The organism is Dyadobacter sp. OTU695 (assembly GCF_038440355.1).
GTDB lineage: Bacteria > Bacteroidota > Bacteroidia > Cytophagales > Spirosomataceae > Dyadobacter.
Genome location: NZ_JASATN010000001.1, coordinates 57,144 through 72,156 on the forward strand (window position 1 = coordinate 57,144; position 15,013 = coordinate 72,156).

15 protein-coding genes and 1 tRNA gene are annotated in these 15,013 nt (G+C 49.7%); 8 read left to right on the top strand and 8 right to left on the bottom strand.

Annotated elements, in window-relative coordinates; translation table 11 throughout:
• Positions 1 to 47: 47 nt before the first annotated feature.
• Entirely contained in the window at positions 48 to 371 is a 324-nt protein-coding gene (locus AAHB90_RS00245; RefSeq protein ID WP_342082897.1) for a hypothetical protein, read from the bottom strand.
• Positions 372 to 563: 192 nt separating this feature from the next.
• Here AAHB90_RS00245 and AAHB90_RS00250 point away from each other — a divergent pair, with 192 nt between their 5' ends.
• From AAHB90_RS00250 to AAHB90_RS00265, 4 genes are all read left to right on the top strand, one after another.
• Complete coding sequence (locus AAHB90_RS00250) at positions 564 to 1,736, top strand: glucuronyl esterase domain-containing protein (protein WP_342082898.1); 1,173 nt, start codon at positions 564 to 566, stop codon at positions 1,734 to 1,736.
• A gap of 100 nt (positions 1,737 to 1,836) precedes the next feature.
• On the top strand, positions 1,837 to 2,553 hold the full coding sequence (locus AAHB90_RS00255) for a hypothetical protein (RefSeq protein WP_342082899.1): 717 nt from the start codon (positions 1,837 to 1,839) through the stop codon (positions 2,551 to 2,553).
• Positions 2,554 to 2,561: 8 nt separating this feature from the next.
• Positions 2,562 to 3,383: a hypothetical protein gene (locus tag AAHB90_RS00260; RefSeq protein ID WP_342082900.1), complete on the top strand. Its 822-nt coding sequence runs from the start codon at positions 2,562 to 2,564 to the stop codon at positions 3,381 to 3,383.
• 88 nt (positions 3,384 to 3,471) lie between these two features.
• Positions 3,472 to 3,690, top strand: coding sequence for a hypothetical protein (locus tag AAHB90_RS00265; protein WP_342082901.1), 219 nt, complete (start codon positions 3,472 to 3,474; stop codon positions 3,688 to 3,690).
• Here AAHB90_RS00265 and AAHB90_RS00270 read toward each other — a convergent pair.
• The 3 genes from AAHB90_RS00270 to AAHB90_RS00280 form a co-directional block, all read right to left on the bottom strand.
• Positions 3,687 to 4,082, bottom strand: a complete 396-nt coding sequence (locus tag AAHB90_RS00270; RefSeq protein ID WP_342082902.1) for a hypothetical protein — start codon at positions 4,080 to 4,082, stop codon at positions 3,687 to 3,689. The two genes, AAHB90_RS00265 and AAHB90_RS00270, sit on opposite strands and share 4 nt — an antisense overlap.
• A gap of 186 nt (positions 4,083 to 4,268) precedes the next feature.
• Positions 4,269 to 4,763, bottom strand: coding sequence for a T9SS type A sorting domain-containing protein (locus AAHB90_RS00275; RefSeq protein WP_342082903.1), 495 nt, complete (start codon positions 4,761 to 4,763; stop codon positions 4,269 to 4,271).
• A gap of 560 nt (positions 4,764 to 5,323) precedes the next feature.
• Positions 5,324 to 5,397 (bottom strand) — tRNA-Ile (locus AAHB90_RS00280).
• A gap of 117 nt (positions 5,398 to 5,514) precedes the next feature.
• Between AAHB90_RS00280 and AAHB90_RS00285 the strand changes: the two genes are divergently transcribed.
• From AAHB90_RS00285 to lpxA, 4 genes are all read left to right on the top strand, one after another.
• Entirely contained in the window at positions 5,515 to 6,750 is a 1,236-nt protein-coding gene (locus AAHB90_RS00285; protein ID WP_342083967.1) for an HD domain-containing protein, read from the top strand.
• 81 nt (positions 6,751 to 6,831) lie between these two features.
• Complete coding sequence (lpxD, locus tag AAHB90_RS00290; protein WP_342082904.1) at positions 6,832 to 7,872, top strand: UDP-3-O-(3-hydroxymyristoyl)glucosamine N-acyltransferase; 1,041 nt, start codon at positions 6,832 to 6,834, stop codon at positions 7,870 to 7,872.
• Positions 7,873 to 7,920: 48 nt separating this feature from the next.
• Positions 7,921 to 9,312, top strand: coding sequence for a bifunctional UDP-3-O-[3-hydroxymyristoyl] N-acetylglucosamine deacetylase/3-hydroxyacyl-ACP dehydratase (locus tag AAHB90_RS00295; RefSeq protein WP_342082905.1), 1,392 nt, complete (start codon positions 7,921 to 7,923; stop codon positions 9,310 to 9,312).
• Complete coding sequence (gene lpxA / locus AAHB90_RS00300) at positions 9,309 to 10,121, top strand: acyl-ACP--UDP-N-acetylglucosamine O-acyltransferase (protein WP_342082906.1); 813 nt, start codon at positions 9,309 to 9,311, stop codon at positions 10,119 to 10,121. Before AAHB90_RS00295 ends, lpxA begins: the two co-directional genes overlap by 4 nt.
• Positions 10,122 to 10,169: 48 nt before the next feature.
• On the opposite strand, the gene AAHB90_RS00305 is transcribed toward lpxA, so the two are convergent.
• From AAHB90_RS00305 to tsaD, 4 genes are read right to left on the bottom strand one after another with little or no spacing between them, the layout of a single operon-like run.
• Entirely contained in the window at positions 10,170 to 10,967 is a 798-nt protein-coding gene (locus AAHB90_RS00305) for an MOSC domain-containing protein (protein ID WP_446717864.1), read from the bottom strand.
• 8 nt (positions 10,968 to 10,975) lie between these two features.
• Positions 10,976 to 12,307: an IPT/TIG domain-containing protein gene (locus tag AAHB90_RS00310; RefSeq protein WP_342082908.1), complete on the bottom strand. Its 1,332-nt coding sequence runs from the start codon at positions 12,305 to 12,307 to the stop codon at positions 10,976 to 10,978.
• Complete coding sequence (locus tag AAHB90_RS00315) at positions 12,304 to 13,932, bottom strand: T9SS type A sorting domain-containing protein (protein ID WP_342082909.1); 1,629 nt, start codon at positions 13,930 to 13,932, stop codon at positions 12,304 to 12,306. Before AAHB90_RS00315 ends, AAHB90_RS00310 begins: the two co-directional genes overlap by 4 nt.
• A gap of 26 nt (positions 13,933 to 13,958) precedes the next feature.
• Positions 13,959 to 14,957 carry a tRNA (adenosine(37)-N6)-threonylcarbamoyltransferase complex transferase subunit TsaD gene (gene tsaD / locus AAHB90_RS00320; RefSeq protein WP_342082910.1) on the bottom strand — a complete coding sequence of 333 codons (999 nt, stop codon included), beginning with the start codon at positions 14,955 to 14,957 and terminating at the stop codon, positions 13,959 to 13,961.
• Positions 14,958 to 15,013 lie beyond the last annotated feature (56 nt).

Consider the following 15,013-nt stretch of genomic DNA (forward strand, 5'->3'; position numbering starts at 1 on the left):
TGTCTAATAAAACGTTAGAACGGCTTTTGTAGCCGCCGCGGCAACTTTCAATGAATGGTTTTGAGACGGACCAAAGCTTTGGGAAGAGAGGATTGAAGCATAGCATTCAGGCTATCCGAGAAAGAACTGTCGGCGATGGTACTGTCCCGAACGATCGTGTCCGGGAAAATGCTGTCTTTCCCAATGCTATCCTTCCATATACTATCTTTTATGATCGTATCCGGGGGAATACTGTCAAGCCTTGTACTATCTGCCCCCGTCCTTGCCGAAACGGGCACCGGCGCATTTTCTTCCATTTTTCCCCGTTCGCAGGCGACCAGCTGGATCAGCAACAATGCAATGCATAATACCAGCCATTTTTCTGTTTTCATCACCATCAGTGTTTAAATTTAAAAAGATGTAAAAGCAGGTGGCCACCCGTCAATAAAATAAACTGCGTCGGAAGGCGCGAAGGTTGGGTCGCTTTGGAAAAAATATTCGCGATGTCGATTAACGGATGCTTTGCCAGTAAATACCGGATATTTACGCGTTTTATTTTGAAATGAATACCCCAAATACTTCTCATGAAACGAATAGCCCTTTTCTGCATTCTGCTTATTACCCGCTATCCGGTGTTGGCCCAGAACTATGACGAAGCGAAAGTCCCGCATTACACGCTGCCGGATGTTTTGAAAACCACGTCGGGCAAGACCATACGTAACGAGGAGAAGTGGGAGAAGCTGAGAAGGCCGGAAGTACTGAAACTGTTTGAGGATCATGTTTACGGGCAAATGCTGACCGATTACGACAGCATCCGCTACGCGCTGACAGAAGACGACGGGCCGGAAATGGACGGTAAGGCGGTTTTGAAACAGATTGGCGTTACTGTATTCAGAAAAGGGAATTCGGTGCAGATCAACGTTGTGCTTTTTGTGCCCACGCAGGCGAAGAAGCCGGTGCCGGTATTTTTACTGATCAATAACCGCGGAAAAGAGAATACCGACCCGACGAGAGCAAAAAAGAGCGAATTCTGGCCAGCGGAAATGGTCATAGACAGCGGTTTCGCGATCGCGGCATTTCATGTGAGCGACCTTGCGCCTGACAATAAGGATACATATATGACGGGCATTTTGCAAAAACTCTACCCCGAACAATTGAAAAAGGACAATGGCATGAAGGCGATAGGCGCCTGGGCATGGGGCGCCAGCCGGGTGATGGATTACTTTGAAACGGACAGAGACATCGATGCCAAAAAAGTGATCGTGGTTGGGCACTCCCGTGGAGGAAAAACATCTTTGTGGGCGGCAGCGCAAGACCGGCGCTTCGCGGCTTGCATTACCAATTGCTCGGGAAATACGGGCGCGGCATTGGCCCGGCGTCAGTTTGGAGAACGGATCAGCCGCATCAATGCGACCTTTCCTCATTGGTTTAACAATAACTACAAGAAGTACAATGACAAAGAGAATGCCCTACCCGTAGACCAGCACATGCTGATCGCGCTTATCGCGCCGAGGCCCGTATACGCGACCAATGCTTCCAAAGACCTCTGGGCCGACCCGAAAGGCACATTTCTGGCGTTGAAGGCGGCGGAACCTGTGTATGCATTGTACAAAATCAAACCGGAGTTGCCAAAAGATCCTCCGGGAATCGGGAAGCCTGTTATCGGTCCGCACTTCGGGTACCATAATCGGGAAGGGGAGCATAACATGACAGCCTACGACTGGGGGAATTTTATCCGGTTCGCAAAAAGATTCTGAGGTTTTGACTGGTTAATATTGATTAAGTGCAACGGTTTAAATTAGATTTAGCTCTAAGTAACCGATACATCTCTATTTACCTCTATCACCTTCAGTACTTATGTTTCAAAAGTTTACGATCGCTTCGCTGTTCGGGCTGTTGCTCATTGCGGGTTGTGCCCCGAAAATCAGGACAAACATTTCTCAAAAGTACCAGCCGCTTGACTACAACGAAGAGGTTTGGGTGCTTCCCAAAGACTCGGCCGGCGTGGGTTTGGCAGAAATCCTGGGAACCGTGAAAGTCGGCGATGCCGGCATGACGACCAATTGCAGCTACACAGTCGTGTTGGAAAAGGCCAAGGAAGAGGCCAGGAAGTCGGGCGGTAATGCAGTGCGGGTGATTGAACATAAAACCCCTGATTTTATGAGTTCGTGCCACCGCATCACAGCGGAGGTTCTACGGATTAACCAGGATCAGATTGCGACACTTAAAAACGTCGAAACAGAAACCGATTCACTCATCGACCATGCTATTCTTTACATTTACCGCAGTGGGGGTGCCGGGGCGCTGGTTAGCTACAATCTGAATCTCGGAGACTCGGTAATATGTCGTGTTACGAATAAATTCCACCAAAAAATTGAAATCCGGAAGGAGGGAATGCAGGAACTCTGGGCCAAAACCGAATCGAAAGCGTCGGTACCTATCGACATCAAAAAGGGCCGTACCTATTACGTGCGTTGCGGTGTGGGAATGGGCGTGGTCGTAGGCCGCCCGACCCTCGATCTGGTCGATAGCCGGACTGGCAAGGTCGAATACATTGGCAAAAAACGTAAATAGGCCTCCTGATGAAACACTTTCTTTTAGCAATCCTGATCGGTCTGATCGGGGCTAACGCCGCTTATGCGCAAGACCTTATTGTTACCACCGCGGGTGACTCCATTCCATGCAAAATCACGCGTGAACGCGACGGTTATGTGTATTTTACCTACAAAAAACTTGGTGTGCCGACGAAAACCCTGATAGCCACCACCAATGTTGCGGATAAGCGCATTGACTTTTATGATACTCCTCTCGAAATAGCCTCGAAGCCAACATTCAGCCGCTGGCAATATCGTTTTCAGGGAGGCTATTCACGACGCATCGCCCGGACCAGCGACCAGGTTCCCTCAGGCGCCAGGAGCTACATTAATAAGATGAAGTCCGGCTACACATTGGGCGGAGATATTCACTACTTCATCTCGGAGCCGTTTGGGTTAGGTGCGAAGTACAGCCATAGTCATTATCAATACAAAGCGGATGGCTTCGAAGACAAGGTTAATCTCAACTATTTCGGATTGTCCGGGCTGAACAGGTTCATTCTCAGGTCAGGAAGCGAAGTGTATATGGGTGGAAATATTGGTTACCAGGCTTATAAAGATCGGTTGAGTGCCAACGGTGCATTGGTAAATATTACGGGTGGAACTGCGGGTGTTGGACTGGAAGTCGGTTATGGGATGAAGGTTAGCGACGGGTCGAAGTTGTACCTGAATCTTTCGCTGCTGAGCGGCACCATTATGAAGGTAAAGGTGGACGATGGAGGAAGGAAGGAGACCATAAAGCTTGAAAAAGAAGAATATGAAAGCCTGTCCAGGCTGGAACTGACGCTCGGCGTTGTTTTCGGTCATTGATTAGCGCGGGCATAAAATTTGAAGGTAATGAGTAAAGGAGGGCAGAAATGCCTTCTTTTACTCATTACAAACGGCAATGATGAAAGATATGAAGCTTCCCGAAGACCAATCGCTGGTTTTGTTTACCGACATGAACGGCATTCCCCGTGAAGGCACTTATAAAAAGGCTTCGAAGGCATTTATTGAAGCCATCGGAGATGAAGGTCCCGAGGATACCGGCAACATTTACCCGGAAGAGGACATCGTATCCTGGGAATATCTCGATAAAAAAGACCGGCCTAACCCGGACATTATGATAATCCTTTAAAAAGCCAGCAGGGCTTTGCTGGTTGCAGAGGGTAATTTCGCCGGGCGTGACGACTTTCGGACGATCAGGACATTGCCCGGATCGGCGGGGTCGATGTCTACTGTAATCACTTTCCCCGTCATCAATTCGCGCCATTCCGGATAAGAGGCGTCGTAGCCAAACTCGACGACAAGTGGCTTCTCTGCCAAAATCTGCACCTTCAACCTGATATTTTCCGTGTTGAATATCGAAGGCTTGATCGACCGGGCGTCGAGGATGAGCGCCTCATATTCCCTGCCGTTTCTTAATACCCGCGTCAATTTTCTGTTTTCGCGGATCCGAAGCCATTTGCCGCCGCCGATAAGTATTAATGCTGCCAGTACGAGCGACGCGATCGTGTAGAGTGTGAGCATAGTCATTTTGTGGATAGTGTAAAGGTTCGCGAAGTTGCAGTCTGTGTGGGGTAATGGCAAGAAACAGTTAGTGAACGGAGCTTTTGGGATATTTTTGGGGAGGTGTCAAGATGGTTGGGAATGGGAAAAGCACCTTTTTTGGAGGTGCTTTTTTTGACCCGGACGAGAGATCCTGTAATGTTTGTTCTATTGAACCACTAGTTTGCATACCGAGTGGTCGTTTTTCGCTCGTAAGTCCACAATGTAGATTCCTGGATGCAGCTTCGAGATATTTAATGAAGTCTCAGCAGTCTCCACCGTCAGTAGTCGGATCAAATTCCCATTTTTATCAAACAGGCGGGCCTCTACTGGAAAATTCCATTCACCATCCAGACTGAGTGTGACTGATTCGGAGGCTGGATTGGGAAAGATTCCAGCCGAGCTGATCACCTTTTCGGGCCTTTGGTAAGCAGCTCGTTTCTTGGCGGAATAGGTAAATGCGACAGCCTTTCCAATGAAAGCAGGTTTGCTCAGATCGACCGTCGTACTTTGACTGGAAGGGTTTAATGCAGTGAGCAAGCTTCCCTTTTGAGAAAAAGTGAAGCCTTTGTGCGGCTGACTCAGGTCTTGTAATTGTGCATTTGCCTTCAATGAGATCAGCACTAAGGTAACGGTGATGAAAAGCGACAGTAAAGTTTTCATAGGCGTCCCGTCACAAGACGAAAGCCAGTTTTGCCTTGATTTCGTTGTCGAAAGCTATTTTCGGTTTTCAAAATTGACATTTGAATAAGCTTCCCTGCAAAAGCCCCCCCAATGACAGGGCCGTTATCCGCTCAATTTCACCTTTCAATACCATAGCGGTATCAATATCTTCGCTTAAATTATCTTGTCGTAATACTTGATGAAAATCTTGTCCATCTTAGGCATCAGTTCCTTATCAAGCCCGTCTTTATAGCACTTTGTGGCCCTTTGCTCCATGTCGTTCCTTACGACAGAAATGATCATGTTGTCGATGTCCGATCGCTGCCTACATAGTTGGGCCAGTTCGCTGTACTCATTAAGGAAGGTCTATCCGGCCTGTCGAGCTCTTCTGAGCTGCGCTTAAAACCGATTGTCGACGGCCTTGTGGGAACTGGTGTACCATACTGACCGCTGGAAAAACCGCAAAATTAACGTGAATAAATCGAGTCGTAAATTGATGTTATGTGCACCAACTAAAAAAGCACCTAGCTTTTTATTGCTAAGTGCTTCATTTCCTATTGTGGGCCCACTTGGAATCGAACCAAGCACCTACTGATTATGAGTCAGTTGCTCTAACCGAATGAGCTATAGGCCCTTTTCCAAACCTGTGTTTGGAGTGCAAAATTAGCGAATCGGTTCAATTCTCCAAATGAATACAACAAGATTAGCTTCTTTTGTCCGTTGGTTGTTTATTACTTTTGCCAAAAAATTGATTTTGAATAAAAGGAAAATCATTAACGATCCGGTCTACGGGTTTATATCCATCGCGTCGGATCTGCTCTATGATCTGGTCGATCATCCTTACTTCCAGCGCCTCAGGCGGATAAGGCAGCTTGGCCTGGCCGATATCGTTTACCCCGGTGCCCTTCACACACGTTTTCATCACGCGCTCGGCGCCATGCACCTGATGAGTCAGGCATTACGGACTTTGCAGGAAAAGGGGCATATGATCTGGGAACCCGAATCGGAAGGCGCACAGGCGGCTATCCTGCTGCATGACCTGGGCCATGGGCCGTTTTCGCACGTGCTGGAAAGCGTGGTAATACCTGGCGTCCCGCACGAGTCCATCACATTGACAATGATGAAGGATCTCAATCGCCAGATGAACGGGCGGCTCGACATTGCGATCCAGATGTTTGAAGGCACCTATCCGCGCAAGTTTTACCACCAGATGATTTCAAGCCAGCTGGATATGGACCGGATGGACTACCTGAACCGAGACAGCTTCTACACGGGAGTAATCGAAGGTTCTATCGGTGCAGACAGGCTCATTAAAATGCTGGATATCAGTCACGATCAGCTGGTTGTGGAGGAAAAAGGGCTTTTGAGTATCGAAAACTTCCTGCATGCGCGTAGGCTTATGTACTGGCAGGTGTACCTGCACAAGACGCTCCTGAGCGCGCAGGCGATGCTCACGCAGATCATGCACCGCGCCCGCGAACTTGCCGCAGCAGGTGAGCAGCTTTTTGCCACGCCCGATTTCGCCCGATTTTTATACAATCGGTTTACACTTGCGGATTTTGACAGCGAACCCGATTTACTGGCGGCATTTAACGGGTTGGACGATAACGACGTATGGGCATCTGTGAAAGGCTGGAAAACCCATCGCGACCCCGTTTTATCGACGCTTTGCGAGATGCTTTTGAACAGAAACCTGTTTAAAATCACCTTTTTTAATGAACCGCCGGGCGAAGAAATGCTGGCACCACTCCGGGAGCGTCTGAAGGCGGCCGGTGTTTCCGATAACGATATGCAGTACTTTCTGGTCACCGGCGAAACCACCAACTGGGCCTACGCAAAGGAACAGGACCCGATCCGGGTGAAAATGAAAAAGGGGAATTTAGTGGATATTGCCGATGCGTCCGACATTCCGACCATCGAGGCCCTGACTAAGATTGTACGCAAGTACTATGTATGTTGGGGTAAAAATGTATCTTTGCGTGGTTAATCAGGACGCTAAAAAGAAAGCCGGATTTAATAATTTTTACGACGTACTCGAATACTATTACCTGAAATTAGCCGATAAAATATGAAATTTACTGTCAGCGAGATTGCTCAAATGCTGAATGGAAGTGTTGTTGGAGATGATCAGATTACAATTATTTCGGCTGCAAAAATTGAAGAGGGCCTGCCGGGTTGTATATCTTTTCTGGCCAACAGCAAATATGAGCATTATATCTACTCCACACAGTCTTCGGCAGTAATTGTCAATAAAGATTTTGTTCCTAAAAAAGATATTTCTGCGACGTTGATCTACGTCGATAATGCCTACACCGCCTTCACGATACTACTGGAAGAATACCAGAAACGCATTGCCGGCAACAAATCCGGTGTTGAGCAGCCCAGTTTCATCGGAGACAACAGCAAGATAGGGGAGAACTGCTATCGCGGAGCCTTTTCGTATATCGGCAAAAATTGCGTGATCGGAAAAGAAGTGAAGATTTACCCGCAGGCCTGGCTGGGCGACGGCGTTGAAGTAGGCGATTATTCGGTGATCCATCCGGGCGTAAAAATCTATGACAACACGGTGATAGGGAAAAACGTCACCATTTTTGCCAACACGGTGATCGGCAGCGACGGTTTCGGTTTTGCGCCGCAAGCCGACGGTAGCTATAAAACGATACCGCAGCTCGGAAATGTGATCATCGAGGATAATGTGAGCATCGGTGCGAATGCGACGATCGACTGTGCGACGATGGGTTCGACCATTATCCGCCAGGGAGCGAAAATAGATAACCTGGTTCAGATCGCACATAATGTAGAGATTGGAAAAAATACCGTAATTGCGGCCCAGTCCGGAGTGTCTGGTTCCACTACCATCGGCGAGCAATGCGTAGTTGCCGGCCAGGTTGGTATCGTTGGCCATATTACGGTAGCAAACAATACTAAGATTGGGGCACAAAGCGGCCTGGGCAAATCCATTAAAAAGGAAGGCTTGTCGCTGTCCGGCTCCCCCGCCAGGGACCTGAACGAACATTTACGGTCCATGGCATTGGTGCGAAGGCTGCCTGAGTTGGAAGAACGACTGAAGGACCTGGAACGTAAGCAGGAAACCTCTGATTTTCAGTAATCCCGGTCATGCCCGATCGCACCTTATTTAGAAAAGGAAATAGATATAATGAACGAAAAACAACAAACCATTTCTAAGTCTGTATCCGTAACTGGAGTGGGTTTACATACTGGTGTTGTCGCCACGATGACATTCGTGCCGGCACCAGCCAACCACGGATACAAGTTCCAACGTGTTGATTTACCCGACCAGCCGATTGTAGATGCAGATGTCGATAATGTGGTGGACCTTTCCCGCGGTACTACCATCGAGCAGAACGGCGCGAGGATCCACACGGTTGAGCACACACTTGCCGCCCTTGTAGGTTTGCAGATCGACAACGTGCTGATCCAACTCGACGGCCCTGAGCCCCCGATCATGGATGGCAGCTCGATCAAGTTCGTCGACGCATTGCTGGATGCAGGTATTGAGGAGCAGAATGCTTACCGCAACTATTTCGAGGTTCCGGAATACGTACATTATAAGAATAAGGAAAAAGATACCGAACTGGTTGCACTTCCGCTTTCGGACTACCGTCTTACGGTGATGGTTGATTATAACTCTACCGTAATTAGCAGCCAGCACGCATCCCTGAACGATATCACGCTTTTTAAAGATGATATCGCAGCCTGCCGCACGTTTGTGTTCCTTCACGAGCTGGAAGCACTTTACAAGCAGAACCTTATTAAAGGGGGTGACCTTACGAACGCGATCGTGATCGTGGACCGGGAGGTGAAGGATGGAGAACTGGACCATCTGTCACAGCTTTTGAACAAACCAAAGGTGAGCGTCGACAAATCCAAGGGTATCCTTAACAATGTAGACCTGCATTATTCCAATGAAATGGCGCGTCACAAGCTACTTGATCTGATAGGAGATCTTGCATTGGTTGGACGGCCTATTAAAGCGCAGATCCTGGCAGCGCGCCCGGGCCATGCTGCTAACGTGGCATTGGCGAAAAAGATCAAAAAACTGATCAAATCCGGCAAAGGAGATATTCCGCAATACGATCCTAACAAGGCTCCGGTTTTCGATATCAATCAGATCGGCCAGTTGCTGGCTCACCGCTATCCGTTCCAGATGATCGACAAGATCATCGCTCTGGATGAAAACAGCGTGGTGGGTGTGAAAAATGTGACGATTAACGAACAGTTTTTTCTTGGACACTTCCCGGGCAACCCGGTAATGCCCGGCGTACTGCAATTGGAGGCGATGGCGCAGACCGGCGGCATCCTTGTACTATCCAGCGTGCCGGACCCCGACAATTACTGGCCCTACCTGATCGGGATCGACGCATGCCGCTTCAGACGCAATGTTTTCCCCGGTGATACGGTTATTTTTAAATGTGAATTCACATCTCCGATGAAGAGGGGAATCGTCAAAATGAGTGGCCGGGGATACGTAGCCGGACAGCTGGTGTGTGAAGCCGATATGATAGCAAGCCTGGTAAAGAAAAAATGACTCAATCATTAGCATATATCCATCCTGACGCTAAGATTGCTCAGAATGTTGAAATTGAACCGTTTGCAATGATCCATGCCGATGTTGAAATCGGGGAAGGATCCTGGATAGGATCACACGCGGTAATCAATTCAGGAGCGCGAATTGGCAAAAATTGTAAAATCTATCCCGGTGCCGTCGTTTCGGCTACGCCACAGGATTTAAAATACAATAACGAATACACCCTGACCATCATTGGTGATAATACGACGATCCGCGAGTATGCTACGATCAGCCGTGGTACCGAGGAACACTGGAAAACCGTTGTCGGCTCCGACTGCCTGATCATGGCGTACGCTCACGTAGCGCACGATTGCCGGGTAGGAAGCAACTGCATTATAGGTAATAATGTGCAAATGGCAGGCCACGTGCATGTGGGCGACTGGGCGATTGTAAGCGCATTAAGTGCCGTACATCAGTTTGTCAAGATAGGTATACACGCATTTGTTTCGGGTGCATCGCTGGTTCGCAAGGATGTTCCGCCTTTTACAAAAGCCGCCCGCGAGCCTATTTCTTATGTAGGTATCAATTCAGTAGGTTTACGGAGAAGGGGATATAGCAACGAAAAAATTGTCGATATCCAGAATATTTACCGCTACATCTATATGAAGGGCTATAACAACGCCGAAGCGCTTCAAAAGATCGAGTTGGAAATGCCGCCTTCGAACGAGCGCGACGAAATCATCAACTTTATCCGTAACTCGGAAAGAGGTATCATGAAAAGCCCTTTTCAGACAACGGGCACCAGCGAGACGGAAGCCCAGTCTTGATAAAGTATTGGTTTATAAGTAAAAAGGTCCGCTAGCGGACCTTTTTTGCTATTCAAGGATCGTAAGCCGGTCACCTACTTTCAGTTCTCCGAAATCCTGCGCAGTTACATTTTGCCCGAACAGTATCTTATTGCCATTTCGCCGGTACGTTGCCAGGGTTTTTAGCGGCTCTGCACCTTTCTCGGCGGTTTCCGGGTTAATGGTCGTGAGCACGCAGCGTGCACATGGCTTCACCACTTCAAAATGCAGGTCACCGATGGTAATGCGCTTCCATTGATCTTCGGCAAACGGCCCGGTGCCGGTGATGACGAAATTGGGGCGGAAACGTCGCATTTCAATCGGCTCGGCCAGGCGGCCGTTCAGATCGTCCAGTGAAGCCTGTGAAATGACAAGGTAAGGGAAACCGTCGGCAAAGCTGACATTCTCATGATGGTGCGCGTAACGCGGGTCCGCCTTTCTTTCGGTCGAATCCGGCATTACCACCAGCCGGAGGTTGAGGCCGAGCTGCCGGCTGAGCCATGCATCGGCTTTGTCGGAAACGGTGAGCGCACCGGCGGTATCGTCCCATACTTTTACCGTGACGGGCAGCGCGGTGACTGGTTGGTAGGGCACCAGTACAAAATCGTCCGGATCGGCACGCAGGAATATTTTCAATCCCTCGTCCAGTAATGCGACGTCGATCAGCGCCATTTTCTGATGCGCACGCTGTGTGATAAATACGTTTTCGTCATCGATGATCATCCACCGGCGATCGTATTGTAGTCCTCTTTCTTCTGTCAATGCTTTGGTAAGCCTGATCCCGCCGAGCGACTTGACAGGATAGACCCAGATTTCTGATAATATCATGGCCATGATTATTCGATGGTCAGCTTGCGTATACGTTGGTTGGCTGAATCCGTAACAAAAAGATTTCCGTCTTTGTCCAAAGTGCATCCCTGCGGATGTTTAAAAAGGGCATTTTCTCCGGGACCTTCCTCATAACCTTCGATCCCGCCCTTGCCTGCGAGCGTAGTAACATACCCGTCCGGATACACGAGGCGGATGCAATGGTTCCATAGGTCGTTCACATAAAGATTACCCAGTTTGTCGATCTGGATGTTGCAAGGCTGGTTGAACATCGCCTGGCCCGCTTCCCCATCGCGGTAGCCGTTTTTGGTGGGAGTTCCGGCAAATGTTGTTACCATGCCGTCGGCTGCGATTTTCCGGATGCAATGGTTGTGCTTGTCGGCGATGAACATGTTGCCTTTTATGTCGAAATTTAAATAGGAGGGCATATAGAACTTCGCTTCCAGGAGTTTGCCGTCGGCATATCCCGGCGTACTTCCTGCAAATGTGGAAACCTGGCCTTCGCGTGAGACTTTTCTGATCACGCCGTTTTCAGTGTCACAAATCCAAAGCGTACCTAGCTGATCGAATTTTACTCCATAAGGGGCTTTAAAACGCGCTGTTGCCAGGTTGCCGTCCACGAGCCCGGGGCGTTCGGGGTGGCCGGTGACGGTTGTGAGCATCCCGTCCGGAGACACTTTTCTGATGGCGTGGTTTTGATGGTCGGCAATGTAGATAGAGCCGTCGGGTGTGAGTTCAATACCGATCGGGAACTTCATTAATGCCTGATCGCCCTTGCCGTCCTTGAAGCCCGAATGCGGCGAACCGACCACGGTGGAAGTGCTGCCGTCGGTTTCGATGCGCCTCACCAGGCAATTGCCCAGGTCCGCGGCGAACATAATGCCCTCGACATTGGTAGCAATGTTATACAGCGTACCGAATTTTGATTTTTGCGGTGTTCCATCCTCATACCCGGCCTCACCGCCTGAAAAATAGCTGGTAGTAGCCGTATAGAGATAGCGGAATGCCGCCTCCGAGGTGACTTCCTTGCTGTTTACAGTTAAAACCACTTTTCCCAAACCGCATTTGTCGGGCACAACGGCAGTTATTTCCGTATCGGTAACTGCATTAACGACCGCTTTCAGCCCATTGATTTGTAGCAAAACTTTCGAAGCATCGCCCCCGAAATGCTTGCCCTGGATCTTGATAATAGTCCCTTTCTTGCCCATTGCGGGGGTGAAACCGGTCAGTTCAGGCGCTTCATTGCCACCTGCTCCGGGGGGTGTCGGGGAAGGCGAGTCGCCGCACGACAGGCATACAGCCGAAATAATGATGAATGCAAGCCGGACAATTGTTTTCACGGGACGATAAATCTGGTGGTAACCTGGTGTTGCTGTGACTCGACTTGGAGCAGATAAGTCCCCGCCGGAAGTTTTGACACATCCAGCTCCGTTTTGCCGTTTATTATTCTGTTTTCGCGGATCACCGCGCGGCCGACCATGTCGGCAACGGTCATTTGCACATTTTGCTGCATTAATGGCCCGTCAATCTGCATTTTGCCGTGGACCGGATTCGGGTATACCGTGAACGCATTGCGCGTCGGTTCCAATGCGGTGACCACTTCTTTTGGAAAACTGATTTCCCATATCTGTCCCTGGCCTTCCAGCACATATAATTTGTTATCGACGATCTCCGCATCCGTAGGCTGGAAAAAATCGGCGGCAATGCGGTAGGCATTCAATGTATAATCGTCGCCGGCTGCATTTTTCTTTAAATCCAGCATCAACAAGTCCTGGCCGGGGTCTTGCATCGGTCCATAAGTGGCAGAGCCTTCCTGAAAGTTCAGCACAAATCCCTTGCCTTTGTACTCGCCTCCAAAACCGGATTTTGTGTCAAAAACCAGCCCCAGTGGCGATCTGTGAGCGGTAAATGTGCTGATGGACCCGCCCGTTTCGCTCGCGTCCATCACTTTTCCGGTTGCAGCGTCGCGGTACTTGTCTGCATCCGGACCGGCGTTTTGGATCGGTTTGTAGAAAGTCAGGTTCTGCGGTTTTTTAGGATATTGTTTGTCGTCATGAAATGCACCGATCTGGTAGGCTGTGTAATTGCGGTTGATAAGCTTGTCGTCAGCTGGCTGATAGCCTGCAAACTGCATAGGGGTATCATTTCCACCCATTTCCCAGGGGAAGCCGTAATGCGCGCCGGGCCTGATCCAGTTCATTTCCTCGGGATCGTCGCGGTCGCCGGAATTCTCCACACTGAATAGGTCGCCGTTGGCCGCGAATGCGAGGCTAAATGCGTTGCGCACCCCCCGCGCGTGCACATAAGGCGCGAGCGCAGCCGAGTCGTTGGGAAGGAGCAGGTTTTGGGTATTAGCGGGTATTTTGAAAATGCAGGCGGTCAATGGTACTTCGCGCAAGCCGGGGTATCGGCCTTCATTGTCCTTTACTTCGCCATGATCGGTGCGCGAGCCGCTGGCAATGTACATATCCTTACCGTCGGGCGAAAAGCAAACGGCGCTGAACGCGTGGTCGAAAAGCGTTTTGGAAGAAGCGTGTTCCGCTGTTTTGAAGATCTCGGTCCAAACGAGTTGGCCGCCTGTCAGCCTGGCTTTGACAGCCTTGCCATAACCCGAAACTCCTTGCGCAATTACCACATTCCCTGCCAGGTATACGTTACCGTCGTGTAACGCGAGTCCTTGCAGGTAGTTGATACCGTGGTCCTCCGCCGACGCCAGCCTGGTGACACTATAATTTCCCGAGGCGTTCAGGGTAAGGCGGAACAGGTCGCCGTTCCAGGCAATGGTGTAAAACGACTTGTCGGAAGCGTCGTATGCGATCCGGGTTTGCGTATCGGTGCCATCGATGCGGAAAAATGGCTTGATCGCCAGGTCGTTGCGGAGTACGCGTGCCGTTTGTGAAAAAAGCGGATTGGTTATGCCCGTCAGGATCGAAAGAAATAAAATGCCCAGGCAAAAGTGTTTCATACAATCCCGTTTAGGTTAGTAATGCTTCAAAACTCCATTCTTGCAAGCGGGCTGACGGTCTGGTCGCAGAATTGGCCGGCTTCAAACTTGTAATGTGCCGCAATGGCGATCATGGCCGCATTGTCGGTACAATATTCGAAAGCAGGAATATACACATTCCAGCCGAGCTGGTCGCCGAGTTCTTGCAGCGATTTGCGCAAACCTGAGTTAGCGGATACGCCGCCTGCGATTGCGATTTCCTTTATACCCGTTTCGCGAGATGCTTTTTTTAGCTTTTTCAGTAGAATATCAATCAATGTAAACTGAATGCTTGCACAAATGTCGGCGATATTTTCCCTGATAAATTCCGGGTTCTGACGGACCTGTTTTTGCAGAAAATACAAAAAGGATGTTTTGATACCACTAAATGAAAAGTCCAGTCCCGGAATTTCCGGAAGCGGGAATGGATAGGCTTGTGGATTTCCCTGGGCGGCATATTTATCGATCAGCGGGCCGCCGGGATAGGGCAGGTCGAGGAGCTTGGCTGTTTTGTCAAAAGCCTCACCTACGGCGTCGTCGCGCGTTTCTCCGATGATTTCCATGTCGAGCGGGCCGGTAACTTTCACGATCTGCGTATGCCCGCCGCTCACGGTAAGGCACAAAAACGGAAAGGCTGGCTTGGGCGCGTTGATGAAGTGCGCGAGCACGTGCGCCTGCATGTGATTGATCTCGATCAACGGAATATCCAGGCCCAGCGCCATTGATTTCGCGAACGAAGTGCCTACCAGCAATGCACCCAACAAACCCGGCCCCTTGGTAAAAGCAATGGCATCCAGGTCTTTTTTTGCTATTTTTGCGTCATTCAATGCTTTGTCCACCACAGGCAGAATGTGTTGCTGATGCGCCCTCGAGGCCAGCTCGGGAACTACGCCGCCGTACTGGGTGTGGATGAGTTGCGTAGCAACAACATTGGAGCGGATATTCCCGTTTGTTATAACAGCTGCGGAGGTCTCGTCACACGACGATTCAATTGCGAGGATATTCATACTGTGGAAAATATTCGCAAAATTAAGCATTAACAATAAGATAAGCAGTATCCCGC

Coding starts and splice junctions, on each gene's coding strand:
- AAHB90_RS00245 (WP_342082897.1), bottom strand. CDS start 371: ATGAAAACAGAAAAATGGCTGGTATTATGCATTGCATTGTTGCTGATC.
- AAHB90_RS00250 (WP_342082898.1), top strand. CDS start 564: ATGAAACGAATAGCCCTTTTCTGCATTCTGCTTATTACCCGCTATCCG.
- AAHB90_RS00255 (WP_342082899.1), top strand. CDS start 1,837: ATGTTTCAAAAGTTTACGATCGCTTCGCTGTTCGGGCTGTTGCTCATT.
- AAHB90_RS00260 (WP_342082900.1), top strand. CDS start 2,562: ATGAAACACTTTCTTTTAGCAATCCTGATCGGTCTGATCGGGGCTAAC.
- AAHB90_RS00265 (WP_342082901.1), top strand. CDS start 3,472: ATGAAGCTTCCCGAAGACCAATCGCTGGTTTTGTTTACCGACATGAAC.
- AAHB90_RS00270 (WP_342082902.1), bottom strand. CDS start 4,082: ATGCTCACACTCTACACGATCGCGTCGCTCGTACTGGCAGCATTAATA.
- AAHB90_RS00275 (WP_342082903.1), bottom strand. CDS start 4,763: ATGAAAACTTTACTGTCGCTTTTCATCACCGTTACCTTAGTGCTGATC.
- lpxD (WP_342082904.1), top strand. CDS start 6,832: ATGAAATTTACTGTCAGCGAGATTGCTCAAATGCTGAATGGAAGTGTT.
- AAHB90_RS00295 (WP_342082905.1), top strand. CDS start 7,921: ATGAACGAAAAACAACAAACCATTTCTAAGTCTGTATCCGTAACTGGA.
- lpxA (WP_342082906.1), top strand. CDS start 9,309: ATGACTCAATCATTAGCATATATCCATCCTGACGCTAAGATTGCTCAG.
- AAHB90_RS00305 (WP_446717864.1), bottom strand. CDS start 10,967: ATGATATTATCAGAAATCTGGGTCTATCCTGTCAAGTCGCTCGGCGGG.
- AAHB90_RS00315 (WP_342082909.1), bottom strand. CDS start 13,932: ATGAAACACTTTTGCCTGGGCATTTTATTTCTTTCGATCCTGACGGGC.
- tsaD (WP_342082910.1), bottom strand. CDS start 14,957: ATGAATATCCTCGCAATTGAATCGTCGTGTGACGAGACCTCCGCAGCT.